Genomic DNA, 25424 nt, shown 5'->3' on the forward strand with positions numbered 1-25424 from the left:
GCCGGACCCGCCCGGGGACCTAGATCCCCGGGCGGAGCGAGCGGGATCAGGCGCCGGGATGAGGCGCCGGGATCAGGCGTACGGGTCGAACGCGATGCCGGACGGCTTGGCCGAGGCGAGGTGGTTGGCGAAGTTGGCGTCCTTCAGGCCGAAGTTGGCGCTGCCGAAGTTGTAGGACGTGAGCTTGTCGCGCACCCCGGCCGGGTAGCCGTTCCAGCCGACCAGCGCCGGGTACTGCCAGGTGCCCTTGTGGTTCTCCGGCGGCTCGTCGCCCGAGTTCGCCAGGCGGAAGCAGTGCGTGCTGACGCCGTCCTTGTGGTAGACGATCTTCGCGTGCGTGCCGTCGAAGCGGACCGCGGACGCCGCGTGCACGTCGAACGAGCCGTGGGCGGACGTCGACACGTACTTGACCTGGTTGTCCTGCACGAACACCGCGACGTGCTCGAAGTCGTGCCGGTGGCCGCCGATGCTGCTCCCGGCGACGGCCTGGTCCTTCTCGAAGTAGAGCGCGTACAGGATCGCGCACCAGCCGTTGTTGCACTTGGAGCGCGCGTAGCCGTTGGTGTTGTCCAGGTCCGAGGCGTCGCGGCAGTCGCCGTTGAGGGCGCCGGTCGGGTTGAGCCCGCCGTTGACCGTGCCGTCCGGGCCGATCGCGGGCGTGGAGTAGCAGCCGTCGGTGTCGTAGTCGTAGGCGGGCTGGTACGTCTGCTCCAGCGACTCCGCGTTCGCGGGCAGCGCCCTCGGCGGCGCGGCGAAGGCCGTGGCGGGGAAGGCGAGGACGAGGGCGGCCGCACCGGCCAGACCGGTGACCCATCTCCTGCGGTGTGCGAACGGGCGTGACGACACTGCGTCCTCCTCATGTTCCGGGCGCAGCCCAACGGCTGTGGGGGAAAGGGAGGTTCAGCTTCCAGGCTGAACGCGTCCATGCCAAGAGGAGGGAAGGATCTCAGAAGTGAATCACTGCCCAACAACCGGCGCCCGGGCGCCGCTTCAGACCAAGTCGTCCGGGATGTCCGCCGCCGCCTCCCCGGGCGCGAGATCCGGCCGCAGCCGCAGCCAGGACGGCTGCCGCAACAGGCCCTCCCGGGTGCGGGCGCTGTAGCGGACCTCGCCGACCAAGCGGGGGACGACCCAGTGCGCGCCCGGAGCGCGCGGGGCCGGGTCGAAGGGGCAGATGTCGGTCGCGGCGGCCCGCAGCAGCCCGGCGAGTTCGGTCCGTTCGGCCTCGCTCCAGCCGGTGCCCACGTTCCCGACGTACCGCAGCCGCCCCGCGACACGCTGCCCGACCAGCACCGCGCCCGGCAGCCCGGTGAGCCGTCCCTTGCCGGGCTGCCAGCCGCCGACCAGGACGTCCTCGGTGCGCATGTTGCGGATCTTGATCCAGGCCCGGGAGCGCGTCCCCGGTTCGTACACCGAGTCCAGCCGTTTGCAGACCAGGCCCTCCAGGCCGTGCGCGCGGGTGGCGGCCAGGGCCTCGGCGCCGTGGCCGACCAGTGCGGCCGGGGTCGACCAGGCGGGTCCGGTGAGCGCGAGGTCCTCCAGCGCCGAGCGGCGTCGCGCGTAGGGGAGCCGGATCAGCGCCTGGTCCTTCAGGTGCATCAGGTCGAAGAGCACGAGGTGGACCGGGACCTCCGCGGCTCGCCGCGCCGCCCTGGCGGGTGCGTGGGCCAGGCCCATCCGGGACTGGAGCAACTGGAAGTTCGCGCGGCCCTGTTCGTCCAGGGCCAGGATCTCCCCGTCCAGCACGGCGGGCATGGGCCCGAGCGCGGTGCCCAGCGGCCCCAGTTCGGGATACGCGGCCGTGATGTCCTCCCCGGAGCGGGCCCGCAGCAGCACGCTGCCGTCCCCGGGGAGATAGACCACCACACGCTGGCCGTCCTGCTTGGTCTCGTACGCCCAGCGCGCGTCCTGAGCGGCGGGCGGCAGGGTGCCGGGCGTGGCGAGCATGGGCGGGATCAGCGGCAGGTCCACGGGGTGAGGTGTGGACGCACCGGGGCGCGGTCACGCGCGTTCTCCGCGTCTTTCGCCTGAACGGCGTCGATGTCCGGCGGTGTGGTCTGCCCGGCCGCCGCGATCCGGCTCCTGGAGTGATTTACTTGAGTTACGCAACGAGATGGTAAAGTGGCTCCCATGTCCACACCACCGCTCCCCGACGTCCCCTCCCCGGAAGTGATCGAGATCGAGCGTGCGCTCACCCGTATCACGTACCTGAGCACGCGCGCCCGCCAGCACGAGCGGCTGATGGCCCTGGCGGGCGTGCCGCTCGACCGGGCCGCCGTCGCGCTGCTGCGGCAGGTCGCCGACTCCGAGCCGCTGCGGCCGGGGGAACTCGCCGCGCGGCTGGGTGTGGAAGCCTCGCACGTCACGCGCACGGTGCAGCAGTTGCAGAAGTCCGGCTACGTCACCCGCGTCCCCGACCCCGACGACCGGCGCGCCCAGCGCATCGAGCTCACCGACGCCGGCCGGCAGGCCATCGCCAAGGTCCGCGAGGCCGGCGTCCGCGGCATGCAGATGGCCCTGTCCGACTGGTCGCCCGAGGAGCTGCGGCAGCTCGCCGGCCTCTTCCACCGCATGGTCGACGACTTCCTCGCCCACGCCGTCGAGGAGGAGCCCGAGCCGCAGACCGCGCCGGTGGGCGGCCCTTGATCCAGGCTGCCGTGGGTCGCGTCTGATGACAGGTCACCGTGCGGCCGGGTCCCGCGGATCCGACCGCTCGGCGACCGAGGGGCCCGGCGGCGAGGGCTCGCGCAGTCGGCACAGCAGGAGGCGGCCCAGTGCGGGCAGCGCGATCAGTGGGAGTAGCGCCGTCCGAAGGGACGTCGCGTCGGCCAGGGCTCCGATCGCGGGGGCGGCGAGGCCGCCGACGCTCACGGTCAGGCCCAGCGTGACACCGCTCGCGGTGCCCACGCGCCGGGGCAGAAAGTCCTGGCCCAGAGTGATGTGCAGCGAGAACGGCACGTACAGGCCCGCCGACGTCAGCGCGACGAACGGATACACCGCGGGCCCGGGAACCAGGACCAGACCGGCCACGGCCAGGACGGTCAGGGCGTACGACCGGCGCACCACCGCCATCCGCCCGTACCGCTCGGCCAGCCTGCCCCCGGCCAGCGTGCCCACCGCGCCACCGGCGTAGAGCACGAACAGCGCCGCCGTACCGGCCGCCTCCCCACCCCCGGTGCGCTCCCGCACATACAGGGAGACGAACGCGCTCAGGCCGACGAACACGACCGAGCGGCACACCACAGCCCCGGACATCCGCAGGAACGACGCCCAGTCGTCCCGGCCCTCGGCGACGGACGCGCCGCCGCCCTCGCCCCAGGACCCGGCCGAGCGCACCGCCGCCGCGCACAGGGCCGCGCCCGCCAGGGCGGGGACGACCAGGAGAGGTGAGGCGTCCAGCCCGCCCGTGGCCACCACGGCGAAGACCAGCAGGGGTGCCAGGGCGAAACCGGCGTTGCCGCCGAAGGAGAACCAGCTCATCCCCGTGTGCCGACCGCGCGCGACGGCCCGCGCCACCCGGGCGGCCTCCGGATGGTAGGCGGCCACACCGACCCCCGACACGGCGACCGCCGCCAGGGTCAGCGCGTAGGAGCCGGTCACGCCGCTCAGCGCCACGCCGGCCCCGGCCGTCAGCGCGCTGAGCGGCAGCAGCCACGGCATCGCCCGCCGGTCGGTGAGCACCCCGAACAGCGGCTGCACCAGCGACGACAGCAGCGAGGCCGCCAGGACGACACCCGAAGCGGCGGCATAGGAGTAGGCGCGCTCGGCGACGAAGTACGGCACCAGAGCGGCCACGGCTCCCTGGTACACGTCCACGCAGGCGTGCCCCAGGGACATCAACAGGACGGGTCGGTCGCGTCTCGAAGCGGTCATCCGGCGATCGTCCTCGGCGGCACGCATGGCCCGCTTCCGATAATCTGCCCGACTGTGCCGAACATCCGCCACACCCCCGAGGCGCCGACCCGCGCCCAGCGGCTGACCGCCGGAGACCGTATCGACGCGCACCGGCACGACGACCACCAGATCGTCTACGCGGGCGCAGGCGTCGTCGCCGTCACCACCGACTCTGGCACCTGGTTCGCGCCCGGCACCCGCGCCATCTGGGTTCCCGCCGGCACCGTGCACGCCCACCGCGCCCACGGCCGCCTCGACCTGCACCTGGTCGGCCTGCCCGCCGACGACAACCCCCTCGGCCTGGACCACCCCGCCGTCCTCGCCGTCAGCCCGCTGCTGCGCGAGCTGATCCTCGCCTACACCCGCGACCCCGGCGACGACAGCCCCGAGCGTCGCCGGCTGCGCGCCGTCCTGCGCGATCAGCTACGCCACTCGCCGCAGCAGCCCCTGCGCCTGCCCACGCCCGCCGATCCCCGGCTGGCCGCCGTCTGCGCGCTCGTGCACGCCGACCCCGCCGACGCCCGTACCCTCGCCGCGCTCGGCGCCGCCACCGGGGTGGGGGAGCGCACCCTGAGCCGGCTCTTCCGCGCCGAGTTCGGCATGACCTTCCCGCAGTGGCGCACGCAGTCGCGGCTCTACCACGCCCTGCGGATGCTGGCCGACGGCCTGCCCGTCACGACCGTCGCCCACCGCTGCGGCTGGTCCTCCGCCAGCGCGTTCATCGACGTCTTCCGCCGCTCGTTCGGCTACACCCCGGGCGCCCACAACCGCCGCGGCTGACCTGGCGAACCCCGGTCCGGCCACCCCTTTACCGCCCGGTAATATCGCGCGGCAGGCCATCAGAGGAGGAACCGTGTCCCGGTCCGAACGCTCGCCCCTACTGCTCGCCGGCCTGCTGGCCGCCGCGGGGGTAGCCCACTTCGCCGCCCCACGCTCGTTCGACGCGACCATTCCGCGCGCTCTGCCGGGCACGCCCCGGACCTGGACCTACGCCAGCGGCGTCGCCGAGCTGGCGCTGGCCGCGGGCCTGGCCGCGCCCCGTACCCGCAAGGCGGCCGCGCTGGCCACGACGGCCTTCTTCGTCGGGGTGTTCCCCGCCAATGTGAAGATGGCCGCCGACTGGCGCCACCGCCCCACGCCGCAGAAGGCCGCCGCCTTCGGACGCCTGCCCCTGCAGGTGCCGCTCGTGCTCTGGGCCCGCGGCGTCGCACGGAACGCGGAGGGCCGGTCGTGAGCGCGCGCGTCGAGACCGGGGACAAGGTCGAGGACTTCGAGCTGCCCGACGAGACCGGAACCCTCCGCAGCCTGTCCGGGCTGCTCGCCGAGGGCCCGGTCGTGCTCTTCTTCTACCCGGCCGCCCTGACCCCCGGCTGCACCGCCCAGGCCTGCCACTTCCGCGACCTCACCGCCGAGTTCGCCGCCGCCGGCGCACGCCCCGTCGGCATCAGTGGGGACACCGTCGAGCGGCAGCAGGAGTTCGCCGGAGCGCACTCCCTCGGCATGCCCCTGCTGTCCGACGCCGACGGCACGGTCCGCGAGCGGTTCGGCGTGAAGCGCGGCTTCTCCCTGGCCCCCACCAAGCGGACCACGTTCGTCATCGCACAGGACCAGACCGTCCTCGACGTCGTCCGCAGCGAGCTGCGCATGAACGCCCATGCCGACCGGGCGCTCGCCGCCCTGCGCGCTCACCGGAGCTGACACCGTCACGAATGATGCGCCGCGGTTGATAGCGGGCGGTAAAGGGATGATCCTGGACGAATGGAGGACGCCTCCGCTGCTGCGATCATCGACGCCCGCGGCATTGTGACGGGGTGGAGCGAGGGTGCCCGGAGGCTGACCGGCCATCCCGCCGAGGAGACCGTGGGCCGGGCCGTACGGGAGCTGCTCGCCGAGGACGTGCCGCCCGAGGCGGTGTCGGCACTGTCCGGCACCGTCATGGTGCGCCACCGCGAGGGCTATCTGGTCGGGCTCCGCGTCCGGGGATGCGCCGTGACGGGCCCGGACGGCGAGGCGGGCGGATTCGTCGTCACCGCCGAGCCCCCCGGCAGCGCCGAGACGTCCCTGGCCGGGCAGGCCTTCCAGCAGGCCTCCATGTCGATGTCCGTCTTCGACACCAGCCAGCGCTATCTGCGGCTCAACGAAGCGGCCTGCCATGTGATGGGCGTGCCCGAGGAGACCCTGCTCGGCCGGCCCTTCCCGGAGACCGTCGAGGAGGCCGAGCACAGCAAGGGCTTCAACTGGCATCTGCGGCATGTCTCCGACACGGGCAGGCCGGTGCGCTACGAGAGCTTCACAGGCGCGCCGTCCCTGAACCGGGAGCACGCCTGGAGCATCGAGATGTGGCCCGTCCGGGACGACTCCGGCGAGGTCATGGGCACCGCCCTCGCCGCCTTCGACAGCACCGAGCAGTACTGGGCACGGCAGCGACTGGCCCTGCTGAACGAGGCCGCGGCCACCATCGGCACCACCCTGGACGTGGTGCGCACCGCCGAGGAACTGATCGAGGTCGTGGTGCCCCGGTTCGCCGACTTCGCCAGCGTGGACCTGTTCGACTGGGTCCTCGGCGCGGAGGAGTCGCCGACCGTGCCCACCGAGGAGATCGTGCTGCGCCGCGTCGCCCACGGCTCCCACACCGAAGGCACCCCGGAGGCCGCCGTCCGCCTCGGCGAGGTGGACGTCTACCCCGGCTTCTCGCCCATCGCCCGCGCGATGCGGGAGGGCCGCGCCATCCTCAGCCAGGCGGGGGAGCCGTCGTTCATGCGGTGGGTCGCCGAGCGCAACACGCGCGCCCCGCAAGGACGCCCCTACCGCAAGGGCGTCCATTCGATGATGGCCGTGCCGCTGCGGGCCCGCGGCACCACCCTCGGCGTCGCCGTGGCCGTGCGCATCACGCAGCCCGACGACTACGCCGCCGACGACGCCGTCTTCGCCGAGGAACTCGCCAGCCGGGCCGCGGTCTGCGTCGACAACGCCCGGCGCTTCGCCCGGGAACGCACCACCGCGCTGGCCCTCCAGCACAGCCTGCTGCCGAGAGGGCTGCCCGGCCAGGCCGCCGTCCAGGTCGCCCACCGCTATCTGCCCTCCGGCTCCGCGGCCGGCATCGGCGGCGACTGGTTCGACGTCATCCCGCTCTCCGGCAGCCGGGTCGCGCTGGTCGTCGGGGACGTCGTGGGCCACGGCATCCCCTCCTCGGCGACCATGGGCCGGCTGGTCACGGCCGTACGCACCCTCGCCGACGTCGACCTGCCGCCCGACGAACTCCTCACCCACCTGGACGACCTCGTCACCCATCTCGCCTCGGACGACGAGGGCGACGAGGTCGCGGAACTCGGCGCGACCTGCCTCTACGCCGTCTACGACCCCGTCACACGCCGGCTGAACCTGGCCGCCGCCGGGCACCCCGCCCCCGCCCTGGTGCTGCCCGACGGATCCGCCCGGCTGATCCCCATGAGCGCGGGGCCCCCGCTGGGCGTCGGAGGGCTGCCGTTCGAGGCGACGGAGCTCCAACTGCCCGAGGGATCCGTCGTCGCCCTCTACACCGACGGACTCATCGAGGACCGCGACCGCGACGTCGACCACGCCACCGACGAGCTGTGCCGCGCCCTGACCGTGCCCGCCGACTCGCTCGACGCCCTCTGCGACACCGTGCTGAAGGCCGTACTGCCCGAGGAGCCCAGCGACGACGTGGCGCTGCTGCTGGCCCGCACCCGGGCGCTGGGCGCGGACCAGGTCGCCACCTGGGACGTCACACCGGACCCCGCGCAGGTGGCGATCACCCGGCAGGCCGCCACCGACCAGCTCACCGCGTGGGGGCTGGACGAGACGGCCTTCGTCACCGAACTGGTCGTCAGCGAACTGGTCACCAACGCCATCCGGTACGGCGCTCCGCCCATCCAGCTCCGACTGATCCGCGACCAGACCCTCATCTGCGAGGTGTCCGACGGCAGTTCGACCTCCCCGCACCTGCGGCGCGCCCACCAGGACGACGAGGGCGGGCGCGGACTGCTGCTGGTCGCCCAGCTCACCCAGCGCTGGGGCAGCCGGCAGACCACCAGGGGCAAGACCATCTGGTGCGAGCAGTCACTCACACCACTGTTCTGACCACGGCCGTCGGCCCGTCCGGCCCGCGTGCCCGTCAGAACTCCTCGTGCACCTCGGGGTCCCCGCCCACCCGCCGGTGCGCCCGGTCGGCGACGGCAGCCAGCTCGTCCTCGCTCAGCTCGAAGCCGAAGACGTCGAGGTTCGCGCGCTGCCGCTCAGGGTTCGCCGACTTCGGGATCGGCACTGCGCCCAGCTGCGTGTGCCAGCGCAGGACCACCTGCCCGGCCGACACCCCGTGCGCCTCGGCGATCCGTGCCACGGCCGGGTCGTCCAGCAGGGGCGTGCCCCGGCCCAGCGGACTCCAGCTCTCGGTGACGATGTTCTTGCCCGCGTGGAAGGCGCGCAGCTCTTCCTGCGGCAGGAAGGGGTGCAGCTCGATCTGGTTCACCGAGGGCAGGACACCGGTCTCCTTCTCCAGCCGCTCGATGTGCCCGGCCGTGAAGTTGGAGACCCCGATCGAGCGGACGAGCCCCTCCTCGCGCAGCTTGATCATGGCCTTCCAGGAGTCGACGTACCGGTCCACGCGCGGCAGCGGCCAGTGGATCAGGTACAGGTCGACATACTCCAGGCCCAGGCGGGCCCGGGACTCCTCGAACGAGGCGAGGGTCTCCTCGTAGCCGTGGTGCCGTCCGGGGAGCTTCGTCGTCACGACGATCTCCTCGCGCGGCACCACGCCGGAGGCCACACCACGGCCCACCCCCGTCTCGTTGCGGTAGTTCGTCGCCGTGTCGATCAGGCGGTAGCCCGCCTCCAGGGCCGAGAGCACCGCCTGCTGCGCCTCGTCGTCGCCCAGCGGCCAGGTGCCGAGGCCCAGGGCGGGGAGCGCCGTACCGTCGTTGAGTGTGTGCGTCGGGATGCTGATCACCGTGGGACCTTCCCGTTGACTGTTGACCGTGTCGTCCTTCCAGCGTCACGGATAGGGTGGGCGATGATCAACCGGACGGGCGGCGGATGAGGACGGCGGACGGCATGGGCAGCGCCGAGAAGAAGCCGGGGACGGGATCGGGGCGTCCCACCTCGCGGGACGTGGCCCGGCTCGCCGGTGTGTCGCACACCGCGGTGTCCTTCGTGTTCAACGGCCGGGCCGACGGCAACCTCTCGCCCGCCACCCAGGAACGCATTCGGCAGGCCGCGACCCGGCTCGGCTACCGGCCCGACCCCGTCGCCCGCGGCCTGCGCCGCAGCCGTACGGCCGTGATCGGCCTCGTCACCGACGAGATCGCCTCCTCGCCGTTCGCCGGGCGGCTGCTGCGCGGCGCCATGGACACCGCCTGGGCCGGGGAGCACCTGGTCCTCACCGTCGACTCCGGCGGCGATCCGGCCAAGGAGGACGCGGCGGTCGCCGAACTCCTCGACCGGCGCGTCGACGGCATCATCTACGCGGCGATGTCCCTGCGCCGCGTCCGTGTGCCCGAGGGACTGCACCGCACCCACTCCGTGCTGGCCAACTGCCTGCCCGAGGACGGCTCGCTGCCCGCCGTGATCCCCGCCGAGCGTGCGGGAGGCCGGACGGCGGCCCGGCTGCTGCTGGAACAGGGACACCGGCGGGTCGCGCTCGTCGGCGGGCAGAACGACATTGCCTCGGTGGAACGGCTGCGCGGCTTCCGCGACGCGCTGCGCGCCGAGGGCGTCACCGTGCCCAAGGACTGGGTCGTACGGACCGGAGGGGAGATCTCCAGCGGGTACGAGGGCACCGTCCGCCTCCTCGACGGTGCCCCGGCCGACCAGCGGCCCACCGGCGTCTTCAGCTACAACGACCGGGTCGCGGCGGGCGTCCTGCACGCCGCGACCCGGCTCGGGCTCTCCGTACCCGGCGAGCTTTCGGTGGTGGGCTACGACGACCAGGAGCACATGGCCGCCCACCTCGCACCGCCCCTCACCACCGTCGCGCTGCCCCACCGGGCGATGGGGGAGGCCGCGGCGGGCCTCCTCCTCGAGGCCATCGGCACCGGACGGACACCGCCCGCCACCGTGCGGCGCCTGGCCTGCCCGGTGATCAGCCGCGCGTCGGTGGGACCAGCGCCCATCCGGTGACGGCCGCGCCGGGTGTCACACTCAACTCCCGTGTGTCGCCGGGGCGTTGGTAGACACGCTCGGTGACCGTGGCCCGGTCGCCGACGAACAGTTCGTACAGCGAGCCGTCGACGAGGACGCGCACCGTGAGCTCCTCGGTCGGCGGTACACGGACGACGACCGGTTCCGCCGTTTCCTTGCGGGGCCAGTCGCTCCGGTCGAGCGTGACCGTGCCCTCGGCCGGGTCCAGACGGACCGTCAGCTCGGCGCCCGAGGCCGACCTCAGCAGACCCACCGTGGTGCGGTCGCGGGCGCTGACGGTCAGGTCGTAGGCCGCCGGCAGCGCGGTCCGGCCCGGGGTGGTGACGAACGGTTCCTCGGCGTGCAGCCGGTGCAGCTCCGGGGCCGGGGCCACCCGCAGCGCCCCGTCCGGGTGGACGTCGACGACACGGGGAGCGGTCAGGACTCCCGCCCAGTCGTGCTCGCCCTGCTCGCGGGCCTCCCACGACCAGCCCCACATCAGGGCCCGGTCCGGCTCCTGGAGCACGGCGGGCGCGTAGAAGTCACGGCCGTGGTCGAGCCGGCCGCCCGTCCGCGCGGTGAAGCGCAGGTCCCCGTCCAGACGGCCCGTCAGGTAGCCGGTGGTCCAGGGGTGGCCGTCCCACAGCGACACGACCAGTACCCACTCGCCGCTCCGCGTCGCGTAGAGCTGCGGGCACTCCCAGCCGGTCGCCCGGTCGCCGAACGCCGCCCGGGCGACCGGGTCCCGGCCGTCGAGGAGCACACCGGCGAACCGCCAGTCGGTCAGGTCGTCGCAGTCGTACAGCAGGACCGACGGCGTACCGTCGGCGTGCCCCGCACCGACCAGCGCCAGACGCCGCCCGTCGTGCCGGAAGACGAACGGGTCGCGGAACATCGCCACGTCCAGCCCCGAGGGCGGGCCCTTCACCACCGGCGTGGGCAGGGGAACCCACTCGGCCAGCGTCTCGTCGTCCGGGTCCGCCGCCCGGGCCAGGCAGATCGTGCCGAGGCCGGTGTGGTCCCGGTCGACCCCGGTGTAGACGGCAGTCGGCACACCGTCGTCATCGACCAGGCACCCCGACCAGCAGCCCGCCTCGTCCGGCCCGCCCGGCGTCGGGGCGAGCGCGACCGGGTGATGCTCCCAGCGGACGAGATCAGGGCTGGAGGCGTGCCCCCAGTGGACGTTCGCGTGCACCGGGGCGTCCGGGTTGTGCTGGTAGAAGAGGTGGTGGCGGCCACGCCAGCGGAAGGGCCCGTTCGGGTCGTTCATCCAGTTGGCGGGCGGGCGGACCCGGTAGCGCGGGGCGTGCGGGTCCTGCGGGGGAGCGGTGAGGCTCAACGGTTGACTCCTGCGGACGTGATGCCCTCGCGCAGAGGGCGCTGGCCGACGACGAACACGGCGACGGCGGGAAGCATGGAGAGCACGACACCGGCGAGCACGACGGAGATCGAGCCGGTGCCGAGGTTGCCCTGGAGGGAGACCAGACCCAGCGGCAGCGTGTAGTTCTGGCCCGACGTCTCGAGGATCAGCGGCCGGAAGAACTCGTTCCAGTGGTAGTTGAAGGCCAGTACGCCGACGATCGCGAGGCCGGGCGCCGCCAGCGGGGCGTACACGGAGCGGAAGGTCCGCCAGGGCCCGGCGCCGTCCAGCATCGCCGCCTCGCCCAGGTCCTTGGGCATGCCCAGGAAGTACTGGCGCATCAGGAACGTGCCGAACGCGGTCGGAAACGCCGGGATGATCAGTCCCAGCAGGGTGTCGGTCAGGCTCATCGACTTCAGCACCAGGAACACCGGCACGATGGTGACCTGCAGCGGCACCATCATCGTCGCCAGGACCAGGCCGAACAGCGGCTTCTTGAAGCGGAACTCCAGCCGTGCGAAGGCGTATCCGGCGAGGCCCGCCGTGATCATCTGGCCGACCGCGATCAGCCCGGTGACCAGCGTGGAGTTCAGCGCCAGCAGCCAGACGTCGATCTGGTCGAACACCCCGCGATACGCCTCGGTGGACGGGTTCGACGGGACGAGCTGCGGCGGCAGATCGAACGCCTCGGCGGGCGTCCGCAGCGAGGTGGAGACCGTCCACACCACCGGGCCGAGGGTGAGCAGGGCGCATACGGCCAGCCCGGCGATCCGCGCCCAGGGCGCGAGCCGGTACCGCACACGACCGGAGGACAGGGTTGCTTGACTCATGGGACTCACCCGGCTCACTGGTAGTGGACGAAACGCCGGCTGAGCCGGAACTGGAGTGCCGTGACGGCCATGATCAGCGCGAACAGCAGCACACCCACCGCGGACGCCTCACCGAAGCGCAACTGCTCGAACGCCGTCTCGTAGATCACCATCACGACCGTGCGGGTGGAGTCGCCGGGACCGCCGTTGGTGAGGACGTACGGCTGCTCGAAGACCTGCAGCGCGTTGATGATGCCGACGACCGAGGCGACCAGCAGCGTCGGTGACAGCAGCGGCAGGGTGACGGTGAGGTGCTTGCGCAGGCCGGTCGCGCCGTCCAGGGCGGCGGCCTCGTGGATCTCCTTCGGGATGTTGTTCAGGCCGCCGATGAACAGCAGGAACGAGAAGCCGAACTGCTGCCAGACATAGACCAGGACCACGGTCGCCATCGCCGCGTTCTCCGACGTCAGCCACGGCACCGGCGCGATCCCGACGAAGCCGAGCAGCCAGTTGACCACCCCGAAGTCCTGGTTGAACAGGTACTTCATCACCACCGAGATCGACGCGGCGGACAGCACGAGCGGGAAGAAGAACGCCGAGCGGAACACCGACCGCAGCCACACCGGCATCCGGCCGTTGATGGTCAGGGCCAGCGCCAGCGCGATCAGCAGTTGCAGCGCCACCGCGAACACCATGAACACCAGCGTGTTGCGGAAGGACACCAGGACGGTCGAGTCGCCGAACACCTCCCCGTAGTTGGAGAGTCCGGCGTAACCCGGCGAGTCGATCACGTTCCAGTGGAAGAGGCTCAGCACCACCGAGCCGACGATGGGGACGACCGTGAACACGACGATGCCGACGATCGTCGGGGCCAGGAACAGGGTCGCCAGCAGCCGGCTGCCCCGGTCGCGGGCCGGGGGACGCTTGCGCGTCGGGGCCGGCGCGGCCTCGGGGCGGGCGGCCCGGGCGGGTGGTGTCTGGGTGTTCGTCATGCGTCACGCTCCATGGCCTTCTCCAGATCGCCCTGCATCCGGCGCAGCGCGGGACGCACCGAGCGCGGGGAGGCCAGGGCCGTACCGGTGTGCTTCAGCAGCACCTGCTCGACCTCCGCGACCTGCGGCGGCGCCGGAATGGGCCCGGTGTCGGGGAATCGGTCGAGGGTGTCGTAGAAGACCGGCCAGTGCGCCGGACCCGTCTTCTCGTAGCGGTCGGCGGTCAGCAGGGAGCGGCGGGCCGGGGTCGTCTGGTTCGTCGTGAACAGCCGCTCCAGGGTGTCCTTGCGGGCCGCGTACTTGATGAACTCCCATGCCTCGTCCTGCATCTTCGAGGTGCGCAGCAGCGCGTAGCCCGCCGCGCCGTACTGCATGCGCTGGGTGCGCCAGCGCGGGAAGTACTGCACGTCGAAGCCGTCCGGCTCCATACCGGCCAGGGACAGCCCGCCCGCCCAGAAGCCGCCCGCCGGGGTGACACCGACCCGGCCGGTGGAGAACACGCCGATGAGGTTCTGGCCGTTGCCGCCCTCGGGGCGGGTGCACAGGCCGTCCTGGATGAGGGAGGCGAGATAGTCGTAGACCTCCTCCACCCGGTCGTGGGTGGCCTGCGGCGTGGTCCATCGGAAGCCGCCCCCACGCCCTTTGCGCTGAGCCGCCGGATAGAAGCCGTCCCACAGCCACCGCCCGCCGGGCGCCTTGGACTCGGCGAGCAGATTGGTGTCGTTCGCGAACAGCCAGGGCACCACGCCGCCCCAGAGCCGGTTGGTCCAGAAGTACGGCGTGAAGCGGGAGCCGCTGGACTTCTTCATGTCCCGCAGCAGCGTGGTGAAGTCGTCGCGCGTCCAGTCGGCCGGCGGGAAGTCCGCGCCCGCCCGGCGCAGCACCTGCCGGTTGAAGTACATGTCGGCGGCGTTGAACTCCACCGGGAGCTGGTAGAGGCTGCCCTCGTACATCATCGACTCCACCAGCGAGGGGTGGACGTCGGCGAAGTACTCCTTCAGCTCGGCCGCGTCCCGCCGCACCCACTTGTCCAGGGCCACGCCGAGCCGCTGTGCGAAGAGCTGCACGCCCTCGGTGGCGACGTAGACGAGGTCGGGGGCGGTGCCCGCCGCGACCTGGGTGAGGATCTTCGCGAAGAAGTCCGACCAGTCGACGGCCTGCACCGCGTTGACGCGGAGCTTGATGTCGGGGTGCAGCTCGCGGAAGCCGTCCTGGAGCGTGCGGATGGCCTCGGGCCCGTAGGCGGGGCCCAGCGTGGCGACGACCAGGGAGCCGTCGTCCCGGCCGGGGATGTCGGCTCCGGTGAGCCGGTCCCAGCTCGCTGCGGTGCCGGCCAGGGCGGCGGCCCCCGCGCCGTAGGCGCCGTACCGCATGAGGGCGCGGCGGGTGAGGTGTGAGTCGGTCATCGTTGGGCCTAACTCGTGTTAGACGAGGAGTGATGCCCAGATGATGTGAGTGCCGCAGGGACCTGTCAAGGCGTGCGACCGCTTGACCTTTAACGAGTTAGGTCCGAGAGTCCTGGTCCCATGAGCCGCCGTTTCCGACGAGAGGAACGAGTGTCATGAGCGGGATCAGCAGGAGAGCGCTGTTCGCCGGTACGGCCGTGGGCACGGCCGGCGCGTTACTGCCCGCAGCGGCGGGCCCGGCTGCGGCCGGACCCGGGAGGGCAGCCGCGAGCTACCGCGCCGCCTACCACTTCACCGTCCCCGAACAGTGGAAGAACGACCCGCAGCGCCCGATCTGGATCGACGGCGCGTACCACTACTACTACCTCCACAACGCCGACTACCTCTCCGGCGAGGTCGGCACCGCCTGGCGCCTGGCCACCAGCACCGACCTGGTCTCCTTCACGGACCGGGGGATCGCCGTACCCAAGGACACCACCCCGGGCGGCGACGTCTGGTCGGGCTCGGCGGTGATCGACACGGACGACACGGCGGGCTTCGGGGCGGGCGCGGTCGTCGTCCTGGCCACGATGTCGCCGCACGACGGCCCGAACGACCAGGCGCAGTACCTGTACTACTCCACTGACGGCGGCCGCTCCTTCACCCCCCACGGCACCGACCCGGTGCTGCCCAACCCCGGAGTGCGCGACTTCCGCGACCCCAAGGTGATCCGCGACGAGGAGCGGGACCGCTGGGTGATGACCCTCGCCGAGAACGACAAGGTGGGCTTCTACCACTCCGCCGACCTCAAGTCCTGGACGTACGTCAGCGGTTTCGTCAAAGGCGGCATCGGCGTGCTGGAGTGCCCGGACCTGTTCCGGATCCGCGCCGGGGACGGCACGGCGAAATGGGTGCTCGGCGTGAGCGCCAACGGCAAGGCCGCCGGGCTGCCGAACACGTACGCGTACTGGACGGGCTCCTTCGACGGGAGCGCCTTCACCGCCGACGCCACCGAACCGCAGTGGCTCGACCGGGGCTGGGACTGGTACGGGGCCGTCACCTTCGACAAACGCGGCACCGACGGCACGCTCGACGAGGAGACCCGCTACGCCATCGGCTGGCTGAACAACTGGGACTACGCCCAGATCACGCCCACCATCGACAGCGACGGCTTCAACGGCACCGACTCGATCGTCCGCGAGATCACGCTGAAACGCGCGGCCGACGGCACCTACCACCTGGTGTCCCGGCCGGTCGCCGCGCTCGACCGGTACGTCTCGCGCACGGTACGGCTCGGCGACCTGGCGGTCGAGGGCACCCGAGTCCTCGACTACCGGGGCACCGCCTACGAACTGACCTGCGAGATCACCTGGGACCAGGTCACGGGCGCGGGAATGCAACTGCGGCGCTCCCCGGACGGCGCCCGGCACATCGACGCCGGAGTCCACCGCGACTACGCCTACCTCAACCGCCGCCCCACCGTGTCCCCGGACATGTCGGGCCGATGGCAGGAGAGCCACAGCCCCTTCGACCCGGCCCGGCGCACGGTGACACTCCGCGCCCTGGTCGACCGCACCTCGGTGGAACTGTTCCTGGACGACGGCCGGTACGTGCACTCGACGGCGGCGTTCCCCTACCTGGTCGACAACGGGCTCGCGCTGTTCACCATCGACGGCAGGGCGGTGTTCCGGAACACCACGATCCGGGAGTTCGAGGTGTGAGCGGTGCGGTGCGGTGTCGCCCGGGACGGAGATCACTGTCACGATCTTCGGGACGGCAGACACACGCCCACGACCAGCGGAGCACTCATGACGACGGACAGCCCGATCACGGACGAGGCGGCGCGGGAGGCCGGGGTGGAGGTGAGGCCGGTCGCCGGGCACATCGGCGCCGAGATCGGTGGGGTCGACCTGGCGGCGGACCTCGACGACGCCGTGATCGCCGCGATCAGGGCGGCGGTGCTGCGCTGGAAGGTGGTGTTCTTCCGGGGACAGAAGCTGGACCACACCGGGCATGTGGCCTTCGCGCGCCGGTTCGGCGAGACCGTGGTGCTGCCCCGGCGCGGCAAGGCCTCGCCGCCGGACTTCCCCGAGATCGAGACGACCGCCGACCGGCTCGAACTGGGCGGGAGGTTCGGCATGGAGCACGACGAGTGGCTGCGGCGCCGCCGCCACACCCTGCTGCGCGGCTGGCACTGCGACCACGGCGCCCGTATCGACCCGCCGGCCGCGACGATCCTGCGCGCGGAGACCGTACCGCCCTACGGCGGCGACACCACCTGGTCGAACCTGGCGGCGGCGTACGCCGGACTCTCCGCGCCGCTGCGGGAGTTCGCCGACACGCTGCGGGCCGAGCACCGCCTCGGCGTCGGCTACCAGCCCCGGCCCGGCGACGACGCCTACGTCCGCCACCTGCTGGACCGTCAGGTCGCCTCACTGCACCCCCTGGTGCGCGTCCACCCGGAGACGGGGGAGCGGATCCTCTACGTCAACGGCTACTACATCGAGCAGATCGCCGGCCTCTCCCGCCCCGAGAGCAGCGCGATCCTGGACCTGCTGCTGGAGCAGGCGGTCCGGCCCGAGTACACGGTCCGCTTCCGCTGGGAGCCGGGCAGCGTGGCGTTCTGGGACAACCGCGCCACGATGCATCTCGCCCCCGGCGACACCACCCACCTCGACCACCCGCGGATCATGCACCGGGTGATGCTCGCGGGCGACGTGCCCGTCGGGGTGGACGGGAAGCTGTCGGAGCCGATCACCGGGACGGCGCCCGGGCGGTGGTGACCCGGTGATCGGTGAGCTGTCGCGGGCGGGCGGCGGTTCAGTGCCGGGCGGGGCCGTTGGGGCCGGAGATCGCGCCGAGTTGGGACAGACCGTCGAGGATGTCGGTGCAGGTCCAGTACTCGACGAACCGGCCGTTCCGGACGCGCAGGATGTCGTTGCCGCTGAAGGAGATCCTCGTGCCGGTCGGGGCGGTGGCCTGGGGGATGCCGCCGGCGTAGGTGGCGCGCAGGGTCCAGCGGGCGGAGATCAGGTCGCCGTCGACGATCGGGCCGATGTCGACGGTGATGGTGATGTCGTCGAAGGCGGCCATGGTCTGCTCGATCTCGGGCAGCAGGCGCCCGGGGCCGGTGACGGCTTCGGAGTCGCTGCCGTCGGGGCGGGCCTGGTGGACGACCAACCCGGGGTCGAGGATCTCCTCGGCGTGGCTGAAGTCGCCGCGCCACAGCTCGCTCCAGCGAGCGTAGAGGGCGCGCAGTTGCGCGGGGGTGTGGCTGGTCATGGGTTCTCCCGGAGTCGGGCGGGGCGTGCTACAAAGGGTCTGCGTCACACATTATCTGCGTGACGCAGATATAAGTAGACGTGAGGACGATTCGTGTCAAACCGAACCCGCGGGGAGCTGGTCGCGGCGGTCACCGCGACGGCGCGGCGTCACCACGCCGCCTACACGCTGTTCAACCAGGCCATGGCCGAACACCTCGGCCTCCACCCCACCGACCTGCAGTGCGTGAGCCTGCTCGCCCTGGAACCCGGCCCTCGCACTACGGGGGAGATCGCGGAGCTGACCGGGCTGACCTCCGGATCGGCCACCCGCCTCGTCGACCGCCTCCAGAAGGCCGGCCTCGCCGAACGCCATGCCGACCCCCACGACCGGCGCAAGATGCTGGTCTCCCTCACCAGCGGCCGCACCCCCGAGATCGAAGCCGCCTGGAGCACCCCCGGGGAAGCCTTCGACGAGGCATTGGACTACTTCACTGACGACGAACTCATCGTGATCGAGCGGTACTTGCGCCGCACCACTGACGTGGGAGCGGAACAGACGGCACGCCTGCGCACGGGCTGACCCGACGTCGACCCGGCCGCCGCCGGAGTGGTCAAGCGGCCGGTCGCCATCCCAGCGCCGGTCCGAGCCTCGTCGCCATGTCCGTGAGGATCTGGAGATAGTCCTCGTGCTCGAACGTGAACGGCAGGGCGAACGCGACCTCGTCGACCTCTCGGAACGCGGCGTGGGCGTGGAGTCGCTCGGCGATCTCGGTCGAGGTGCCCACCAGGTCCGGTGCGAACAGGAGTCGGGCCGGGCCCTGGGGTTCGGTCGTGCGAGGGGTGCGCTCGGCGGCGTACTTCTCGTAGCGGGCGCGCTGGTCGGGGGAGGCGGAGTCCGTCGGGATGACGACCAGGCCCTGCGAGACCCGGGCGGCGTCGCCGTCGGGGTGGGCGGCGCGGAAGGCGTGGATGTGGGAGAGCTGGATCTGGGCGAAGTCGTGGGGCCCTTCGGGGGCTTCGGCCTTGACGACGCTGCTGGTGAGGAGGTTCATGCCGTGCTCGCCCGCCCAGCGGGCCGAGTGCAGGCTGCCGGCGCCGTACCACAGGCGGTGGCCCAGGCCGGGGGAGTGCGGCTGCACCTGCTGCGAGAAGACCTCGAAGCCTTCCCGCCCGCCGAAGTCCGTCGCCGGCTTGCCCCGCACGAAGTCCAGCAGCCGCTCCACCCGCCCGTGTCCAAAGTCCTCCGCTTCGGCCGTGTCCGGGTAGAGCGCGCCCTTGACCTGGTCGAAGTGCATCGGCGGGCCCACACTGACGCCCGGGTTGAGCCGGCCGCCGGACAGCAGGTCGACGGTGGCCAGATCCTCGGCCAGCCGCAGCGGGTTCTCCCAGCCCAGCGGGGTGACCGCCGTGCCGAGTTCGATGCGGCGGGTCCGCTGCGAGGCCGCGGCCAGGACCGCTACGGGCGAGGAGATGCCGTACTGGAGGTGGCGGTGGCGTACCCACGCACTGTCGAAGCCGAGCCGCTCGCCCAGCTCGATGATCTCCAGCGTGGACTCGTGGCCACGGCGTGGATCCGCCTCGTCGAACAGTCCGATGGTCAGGAAACCCAGCTTGCGCAGCGGTCGTGAGGTCGGTGGCACGGACCCTCCGTCATTGAATGTTCAAGGGGTATGGCTGTGTCAACCCCGCGATGGCCCGCCCTGTTCCCGCCGCCCCGGGTCAGCTCAGCGGGATCGTCACCTCGTCCTCGACCGGCGGGGAGATCTCCTGGGCGCGGTCACCGGTGGCGGCGTAGCAGCGCAGGCGGACCGAGTCCGGGGAGACGTCCAGACGCAGGAAGCACTTGAAGAACGGCGGGCTGTAGGTCGCCGAACTCGGCGAGAACAGCGACGTGTAGATCTTCCGCACGGGCAGCCGGAACCGCTTGGCCTTGTCGGGCCGGCGCCCGGTGCCGAGCAGCCCGGCGACCAGACGGACGCGCCGGGTGACACGGGTCGAAGCGGCCGGCGAGCGGGCGGGCTGGATACCGAGGCGCTCGGCGATCACGGCCGTCGCCTCGGCCTCGGTGAGGGTGAAGAAGCGGCGCATGCGCAGCCGGTGGCCGTAGAGCCGGCTGTAGAAGGCGAGGGAGTCGCCGCGCAGCGGATAGCAGCGGAAGTCCTGCTCGGTGACGTCCGCGACGGAGACGCGCGGGATGGTGTGGGTGGCGTGCATGAACGCCCCGCCGCCGCCCGCGACCACGTACTGCAGGGTGCGTCCGTCGTCCAGCCGGACGGGATAGCGCTGGTAGTTGTGGATGTCGCCGCCGATCGCCGCCACATAGTGGTGCGCGGGGTCGCGGACGATGTCGTCGACCGTGCCGCCCCCTTCGATGGCGCACGGCTCGTGCCTGCCGTCCACGTACAGGGGCGAGCCGGTGACCAGGATCTTCGGGCGTGGCCCCTGGGAGACCTCGCGCAGCCAGGCGCCCTGCTCGGCGTCGAGGGTGCCCAGCAGACCCGTGTCGATGCCGATGATCCGCACCGGACCGGCGTCGATCGCCCAGTACGGGCCCGGCTGGACGGCGTGCTGGGCGGGGGAGGAGCGCAACTTGCGGGCCTCGGCCAGGTGTTGCCCGTCGTCCGGACGCGCCTTGTGCCACAGCAGGGACCGCAGCCAGGCCCGGCTGAGGGGACGCGGCCGGGGCTCGGGCGGCAGCGGCGGGGCGTCGTCGCAGAAGACGCGCATGAAGCCGCCGAGGTCCTCGTACCAGTCGTGGTTGCCGGGTATCGCGTAGATCGGCGCCTGGTAGTCCTGGTACGGGCGGAAGAACTTGGTGTCGTAGTCGTCCGCGCTGCCCACCGGGTAGATCACGTCGCTGGCCAGTACCGCGAAGCTGGTGTCCTGACCGGTCTTCAGAAAGCCCGGCACGACGGCGTACTGGGGGTCGTCGCCCTCGCCGGTGTCGCCGATGACCAGGAAGGAGAAACGGTCCGGCTCCTCACGCCGGATCACCTTGTCGGCCGGTGCGCCGCCGGCCTCGCGCTGCGCCACCCACCGGCCGCGTATTCGCCCGGTGGGGTCGCCGAACCAGGAGGCCAGCACGCCGTTGCGGGCGGCCCACAGCGTCTTCGGGTTCAGCCAGGAGATCTTCTCGACCCGCTGCGGCATCAACTGCTGGTACGCGCCGCGTTCGGTGCTGTTCCAGCCTGCGCCTTCGGCGGTATCGCGTGAGGAGTCAGACACCGATGCACCGTAACAATCGATCCAGAAGCCGTCCGAGGCGGGTTCGTCAGCGCTTTCGGGTGGGCCACGCCGGTCCGCGCCGCGAACCGCGGTGCGACGCGTCGGAGTTGGCGGCCGAGCCCTTCGCGGACGCGTCCTGGTGCGCTACGGGAGGCCGTTCGCCCTGCACCAGCATCGGATCGAACATCACCACCACCCCGGCCAGCAGCAGGAAGACGACCGGCCCCAGCAGCATCGGCAGCAGCAACGACATGGGCGAGTCACCGGCCCACGTCCCGCCTGGCGTGTCGTGCACATGGACGCTGACGGCGGCCATGCCCGTGTAGTGCATCCCGGACACCGCCACCCCCATCACCAGGCTCGCCCCGAGACTCATCAGCAGGCTGCGGATCGTGACGGCCGACCACAGCGCGGCGGTCGCGGCCGCGATGGCGATCAGCACGGACAGCGCGACACCGAGCGGGTCGTAACCGACGTCGCCGTTCAGCCGCATCGCCGCCATGCCCAGGTAGTGCATCGTCGCGACGCCCAGGCCCGTGACGGTCCCCGCGACCGCCAGGACCGTGCGGCCCGTGCCGCGGTAGCCGACGATGAACACGCCGATGCCGACCACGACGACGGCCACGACGAGACTGAGCACCGTCGTGGCCGCGTCGTAGCGGATCCGGGTCTCCTTCACGTGGAAGCCGATCATGGCGATGAAGTGCATCGTCCAGATGCCGCACCCGATGGAGGCGGCGCCTAACGCCAGCCAGCCGGGCTTCCAGGATCGCGTGTCGAGCAGCGAGCGCACGATGCACCGCAGCCCAAGTGCCCCTCCCAGACAAGCCATCAGATAGGCCGCAACCGGGGTCACCGCACCGTAGCGGAACCCGTCGACCGTGCCGTCCATGAGCCAACTCCCCCCAGAGTCTTGGCTGGTGTGGAGGCAAGGTCTACGTGCAGTGGACACGTGAAAGCAAGCCCTTACCGTCGGTAGATCAACAACTTCCGTTCATCGGCAGTCGACTTCGGTCAGAATGTGCGCTTCAGGAGGTCGAGCAGTGCCGCCCAATGCCGCTCGTCGCCCTCCTGGTGGTATGACGCCGTGTCGGACTGCGTGAAACCGTGGGGCGCGCCCGCGTACACCTCGCAGCGGTGGCGCACGCCCGCGGCCGTCAGGGCCTCCTCCAGGCGATCGATCTGCTCCGGCGGCAGCGAGGGGTCCTCGTCGGCGTGGCCGAAGTACAGCTCGGCGGTGATCGCGCCCGCCACCAGGTGCGGGCTGTCCGGCGTGTCCGTCGCCAGCCGACCGCCGTGGAAGCCGGCCGCGGCCGCGACCCGCTCCGGGTAGGTGCCGGCGGTGAGCAGCGAGAGCCGGGCGCCCATGCAGTAGCCGGTCAGCGCGACCGGGCCGTCGGCCACCGCGGGAGACTCGGCCAGCCAGCCCAGATAGGCGGCGGCGTCCCGCATCGCGACGTCCGGCGTCAGGGTCCGCATGACCGGCATGATGCGCTCGAATATCTCCGGACGCGCCCCCGGGTCGATGAACTCGGGAAGATCGAACAGCGGAGCGCGGCCGTGCCGGTGGAACACGTTCGGCACCAGCACCGTGTAGCCCTCACCGGCCAGCCGGTCGGCCATGGACCGCAGCCGCGGACGCAGGCCGAAGGCGTCCATGTAGAGCAGGACCGCCGGATGGGCGGCCCCGTCGTCGGGACGGGCCAGATACGCGTCCGCGGTGCCGTCCCCGGTGGGGATGTCGACAGCGGTTCCCTGTACGGCGGTCATGGCTGGGCTGCCTCTCTGCGGGGGTGTCGGAGCTGCGGGGCCGCGGACCCGCGAGGTGTCGGACCCGCGGGATCCCGGCCCGGGACCCGTCCGTGTGACCGGGCGGATCACGGGCATCGTGACACGCGCTTTCCCGGGGCATTTCGCCCACCCCCCGCACACGGTTGAACCGTGAACGGCCCTTGGTGTGCCGTTTACTCGAACCGCGAGGTGTCGCCCGCGCCGTGCCGTACGATCTCCGCCTCCCCGCCGGAGAAGTCGATGACCGTCGTCGGCTCGGTGCCGCAGTCGCCGGAGTCCACCACCCCGTCCAGGACGTGGTCGAGCTCGTCCTTGATCTCCCAGCCCTGCGTCATCGGCTCCTCCTCGCCGGGCAGCAGCAGCGTGCTGGACAGCAGCGGCTCACCGAGCTCGGCGAGCAGGGCCTGGGTGACGACATGGTCCGGGATCCGGACGCCGACCGTCTTCTTCTTGGGGTGCTGCAGCATGCGCGGCACCTCCTTCGTCGCCGGCAGGATGAACGTGTAACTGCCGGGCGTCGACGCCTTGATCGCGCGGAACACGTCCTTGTCGACCCGTACGAACTGGCCGAGCTGCGCGAAGTCCTGGCACACGAGGGTGAAGTGGTGCCGGTCGTCCAGCTTGCGGATCGATCGGATCCGGTCGATGCCGTCACGGCTGCCCAGGCGGCAGCCCAGTGCGTAACAGGAGTCCGTGGGGTAGGCGACAAGAGCGTCCGCGCGGATGCTGTCGGCGATCTGGCCGATGGTGCGCGGCTGGGGGTTGTCGGGGTGCACGTCGTAGTACTTCGCCATCTGCCGAGCTTATGCCCCCGCGCGGGCAGGTGGCGCGGGGTGGGGATTCGGCCCGGGATGAGTGGGTGACACCGCCTGAGGTAACGTCCCCGACCGGTGCGCCGGAGGCGGTGCGAGGAGCGAGGGGAAGGCCCAGGTGGCTGGCCGAGAGGACGGGAACCGGCAGCAGGAGACGCCGGCCGGCGCGGGTCCGGCGTGGGCGGAGGAACTGCTCGAGCATCTGCGCCCGGCGGGACGCGACGTCCGCAGAGTCGTCGCCTGGCTCTCCGGCGCCGTGCGCGGATCGGTGGCCCTGCAGGACGCCGCCGGCAATCTCATCGCCGGGAACCGGCTGCCGCTGGACGAGGACCTCGTCACGGACATCACCGCGGGCCGGATCGCCTCGGCCGCCTGGGAGAGCCGGGAGCGCTACCTGCGCCTGGTCCGGGTGGAACACCCCTCCCACGCGTGCGTCCTGGCCGTCTCCCGGGTGACCCCCTTCGACCGGCGGGCCTCCGACGTGGTCACCCACACCGCCCAGGTGATCGAGCTCCTGCTGACGGCGCGCGAATCGACCGCGGCGGGGCACCGGCTCCGGCGGGCCACCTCCGACCTGCGCCTGGCCATCCTGCAACTGCTCATGGTCGAGGACACCGTCGCCGCCCGCCGCGTCGCCGCCGGGCTCTGGCCCGGACTGCTCGACGCCGAAACGGCCTGCGTGTACGTGGTCGAGTCCGGCCCCGCCGTACGCGACCGCGTCGCCGAGGAGTGCCTGGACAGCACCGGGGAGGAGGCCCTGGTCGTGCGCTGCCCGGCCATGGACGGGCACGTGATCGTCGTCAGCCCCCGGGACGCCACGCGCGAGGCGCTGCGGTCACTGGTGGGACGCCACCCGGACCTCTTCCTCGGAGGCAGCGTCCGGCAGAGCCTGGCCCGGACCGCCACCGCCTACGGACAGGCCGTCAGCGCCCTCGCCGTCGCCCACTTCCGGCCCGACAAGACGGCCGTGTACGCCGAGCGCACCCACCCGGAACGGTTGATGGACCCGGTGGCGCTGCGCGACTGGACGTCCCGCGTGCTGCGCCCGCTCGACACGCTGCCGCACCACACCCGCGCCGAACTGCTCGCCACCAGCCGGCTCGGCCTGGAGTTCACCGCCGTCAACGCCGCCAAGGTCCTCGGCGTCAGCCGCAACACCGTGCGCGCCCGCATGGAACGCGTCGAAGGCCTGCTCGGCACGGACTTCGCCGACCTCACCGTCCGGGCCGTCGTCCACCTGGCGCTCAACACCCAGATCGGGCTGCCCGACGCGCAGCTGGCGAGCGACACCGGCAACCCCGGACTCCGCTTCTGCGACCTGCTGTCCGGGCCCGCCGTGCGCTCCTGGGCGCAGGACCTGCTGGGCCGGCTGGACGCGGACGCCAGGAACCCCCGCCGGACCCTGCGCACCTGGATCGCCGCCGGCGGCAACGCCGAACGGGCCGCGCAGACCCTGGGCGTGCACGCGCAGACCGTGCGCGAGCACGTCCGCAGCGCCGAACCCGTCCTGGAACGCCAGCTGCTGGCCGCAGGCACCGACCTGTACGAGGTGGTGCTCGCGCACCTGGCCGTAGGCGACCTCGACCTGCCGGTTTTCCACCGCCGCGACTGACCTCTTTGCCTCAGGGGCAACCGGTTGGCCGGATGCGGGCGGGACGAAACCGGGTCAACCGGACTCAGCTGTGCACGGGTGAGCCTTGTTGAGCGCGCAACGGGCATCGACGCGGTTCACAAGGCCTCCGCCATGGACGTAAGTTC

24 protein-coding genes are annotated in these 25424 nt (G+C 72.0%); 10 read left to right on the forward strand and 14 right to left on the reverse strand.

Going from position 1 to position 25424, the window contains the following annotated elements; translation table 11 throughout:
- Nucleotides 1–72: 72 nt before the first annotated feature.
- Entirely contained in the window at nt 73–846 is a 774-nt protein-coding gene (locus NNW99_RS38155) for an NPP1 family protein (RefSeq protein ID WP_215123978.1), read from the reverse strand.
- 144 nt (nt 847–990) lie between these two features.
- Entirely contained in the window at nt 991–1971 is a 981-nt protein-coding gene (ligD, locus tag NNW99_RS38160) for a non-homologous end-joining DNA ligase (RefSeq protein WP_215123979.1), read from the reverse strand.
- A 159-nt stretch (nt 1972–2130) separates the two neighbouring features.
- Between ligD and NNW99_RS38165 the strand changes: the two genes are divergently transcribed.
- Complete coding sequence (locus tag NNW99_RS38165) at nt 2131–2646, forward strand: MarR family winged helix-turn-helix transcriptional regulator (protein ID WP_215123980.1); 516 nt, start codon at nt 2131–2133, stop codon at nt 2644–2646.
- 33 nt (nt 2647–2679) lie between these two features.
- Here the strand turns inward: NNW99_RS38165 and NNW99_RS38170 are convergent, their stop codons facing one another.
- Entirely contained in the window at nt 2680–3873 is a 1194-nt protein-coding gene (locus NNW99_RS38170) for an MFS transporter (protein ID WP_215123981.1), read from the reverse strand.
- 54 nt (nt 3874–3927) lie between these two features.
- Between NNW99_RS38170 and NNW99_RS38175 the strand changes: the two genes are divergently transcribed.
- The 4 genes from NNW99_RS38175 to NNW99_RS38190 all read left to right on the forward strand — a co-directional run bounded on the left by NNW99_RS38175 (nt 3928) and on the right by NNW99_RS38190 (nt 7995).
- A complete protein-coding gene (locus NNW99_RS38175; RefSeq protein WP_215123982.1) occupies nt 3928–4674 on the forward strand; it encodes a helix-turn-helix transcriptional regulator in 747 nt (248 codons plus the stop codon).
- A gap of 73 nt (nt 4675–4747) precedes the next feature.
- Entirely contained in the window at nt 4748–5128 is a 381-nt protein-coding gene (locus tag NNW99_RS38180) for a DoxX family protein (RefSeq protein WP_215123983.1), read from the forward strand.
- Complete coding sequence (locus tag NNW99_RS38185) at nt 5125–5592, forward strand: peroxiredoxin (RefSeq protein ID WP_215123984.1); 468 nt, start codon at nt 5125–5127, stop codon at nt 5590–5592. Before NNW99_RS38180 ends, NNW99_RS38185 begins: the two co-directional genes overlap by 4 nt.
- A gap of 60 nt (nt 5593–5652) precedes the next feature.
- A complete protein-coding gene (locus NNW99_RS38190) occupies nt 5653–7995 on the forward strand; it encodes a SpoIIE family protein phosphatase (protein ID WP_215123985.1) in 2343 nt (780 codons plus the stop codon).
- A 34-nt stretch (nt 7996–8029) separates the two neighbouring features.
- Here NNW99_RS38190 and NNW99_RS38195 read toward each other — a convergent pair whose 3' ends face one another.
- Nucleotides 8030–8860: an aldo/keto reductase gene (locus NNW99_RS38195; RefSeq protein ID WP_215123986.1), complete on the reverse strand. Its 831-nt coding sequence runs from the start codon at nt 8858–8860 to the stop codon at nt 8030–8032.
- Between the two features lie 104 nt (nt 8861–8964).
- Between NNW99_RS38195 and NNW99_RS38200 the strand changes: the two genes are divergently transcribed.
- Nucleotides 8965–10029, forward strand: coding sequence for a LacI family DNA-binding transcriptional regulator (locus NNW99_RS38200; protein ID WP_215123987.1), 1065 nt, complete (start codon nt 8965–8967; stop codon nt 10027–10029).
- Here NNW99_RS38200 and NNW99_RS38205 read toward each other — a convergent pair.
- The 4 genes from NNW99_RS38205 to NNW99_RS38220 are packed head-to-tail and all read right to left on the reverse strand — an operon-like array spanning nt 9992 to nt 14596.
- Nucleotides 9992–11368 carry a glycoside hydrolase family 32 protein gene (locus NNW99_RS38205; RefSeq protein ID WP_215123988.1) on the reverse strand — a complete coding sequence of 459 codons (1377 nt, stop codon included), beginning with the start codon at nt 11366–11368 and terminating at the stop codon, nt 9992–9994. The two genes, NNW99_RS38200 and NNW99_RS38205, sit on opposite strands and share 38 nt — an antisense overlap.
- Nucleotides 11365–12219 (reverse strand): carbohydrate ABC transporter permease, encoded by an 855-nt coding sequence (locus tag NNW99_RS38210; RefSeq protein ID WP_215123989.1) that lies wholly within the window; start codon nt 12217–12219, stop codon nt 11365–11367. Before NNW99_RS38210 ends, NNW99_RS38205 begins: the two co-directional genes overlap by 4 nt.
- Before the next feature lie 14 nt (nt 12220–12233).
- Complete coding sequence (locus NNW99_RS38215; protein ID WP_215123990.1) at nt 12234–13190, reverse strand: carbohydrate ABC transporter permease; 957 nt, start codon at nt 13188–13190, stop codon at nt 12234–12236.
- On the reverse strand, nt 13187–14596 hold the full coding sequence (locus tag NNW99_RS38220; protein WP_215123991.1) for an extracellular solute-binding protein: 1410 nt from the start codon (nt 14594–14596) through the stop codon (nt 13187–13189). Before NNW99_RS38220 ends, NNW99_RS38215 begins: the two co-directional genes overlap by 4 nt.
- 155 nt (nt 14597–14751) lie before the next feature.
- Between NNW99_RS38220 and NNW99_RS38225 the strand changes: the two genes are divergently transcribed.
- Together NNW99_RS38225 and NNW99_RS38230 are read left to right on the forward strand one after the other, a co-directional pair.
- Nucleotides 14752–16296: a glycoside hydrolase family 32 protein gene (locus NNW99_RS38225; protein WP_215123992.1), complete on the forward strand. Its 1545-nt coding sequence runs from the start codon at nt 14752–14754 to the stop codon at nt 16294–16296.
- Between the two features lie 87 nt (nt 16297–16383).
- Nucleotides 16384–17358: a TauD/TfdA family dioxygenase gene (locus NNW99_RS38230; RefSeq protein WP_215123993.1), complete on the forward strand. Its 975-nt coding sequence runs from the start codon at nt 16384–16386 to the stop codon at nt 17356–17358.
- Nucleotides 17359–17395: 37 nt separating this feature from the next.
- Here the strand turns inward: NNW99_RS38230 and NNW99_RS38235 are convergent, their stop codons facing one another.
- Nucleotides 17396–17857, reverse strand: coding sequence for an ester cyclase (locus tag NNW99_RS38235; RefSeq protein WP_215123994.1), 462 nt, complete (start codon nt 17855–17857; stop codon nt 17396–17398).
- 93 nt (nt 17858–17950) lie between these two features.
- On the opposite strand from NNW99_RS38235, the gene NNW99_RS38240 reads away from it, so the two are divergent.
- Nucleotides 17951–18418, forward strand: coding sequence for a MarR family winged helix-turn-helix transcriptional regulator (locus NNW99_RS38240; protein ID WP_251058049.1), 468 nt, complete (start codon nt 17951–17953; stop codon nt 18416–18418).
- 31 nt (nt 18419–18449) lie between these two features.
- Here the strand turns inward: NNW99_RS38240 and NNW99_RS38245 are convergent, their stop codons facing one another.
- The 5 genes from NNW99_RS38245 to NNW99_RS38265 all read right to left on the reverse strand — a co-directional run bounded on the left by NNW99_RS38245 (nt 18450) and on the right by NNW99_RS38265 (nt 23648).
- Nucleotides 18450–19478 carry an LLM class flavin-dependent oxidoreductase gene (locus NNW99_RS38245; RefSeq protein WP_215123995.1) on the reverse strand — a complete coding sequence of 343 codons (1029 nt, stop codon included), beginning with the start codon at nt 19476–19478 and terminating at the stop codon, nt 18450–18452.
- Between the two features lie 79 nt (nt 19479–19557).
- Complete coding sequence (locus tag NNW99_RS38250) at nt 19558–21063, reverse strand: metallophosphoesterase (protein ID WP_215123996.1); 1506 nt, start codon at nt 21061–21063, stop codon at nt 19558–19560.
- Between the two features lie 46 nt (nt 21064–21109).
- On the reverse strand, nt 21110–21955 hold the full coding sequence (locus tag NNW99_RS38255; RefSeq protein WP_215123997.1) for an MHYT domain-containing protein: 846 nt from the start codon (nt 21953–21955) through the stop codon (nt 21110–21112).
- 122 nt (nt 21956–22077) lie between these two features.
- The gene (locus NNW99_RS38260) at nt 22078–22833 is read right to left on the reverse strand and encodes a dienelactone hydrolase family protein (protein WP_215123998.1); all 756 of its coding nucleotides are present in this window, start codon (nt 22831–22833) and stop codon (nt 22078–22080) included.
- Between the two features lie 194 nt (nt 22834–23027).
- Complete coding sequence (locus NNW99_RS38265; protein ID WP_215123999.1) at nt 23028–23648, reverse strand: L-threonylcarbamoyladenylate synthase; 621 nt, start codon at nt 23646–23648, stop codon at nt 23028–23030.
- Between the two features lie 136 nt (nt 23649–23784).
- Here NNW99_RS38265 and NNW99_RS38270 point away from each other — a divergent pair, with 136 nt between their 5' ends.
- Complete coding sequence (locus NNW99_RS38270) at nt 23785–25278, forward strand: helix-turn-helix domain-containing protein (RefSeq protein ID WP_215124000.1); 1494 nt, start codon at nt 23785–23787, stop codon at nt 25276–25278.
- Nucleotides 25279–25424 lie beyond the last annotated feature (146 nt).

Origin of the sequence: Streptomyces sp. CRCS-T-1 (assembly GCF_024442335.1) — a bacterium.
GTDB lineage: Bacteria > Actinomycetota > Actinomycetes > Streptomycetales > Streptomycetaceae > Streptomyces > Streptomyces koelreuteriae.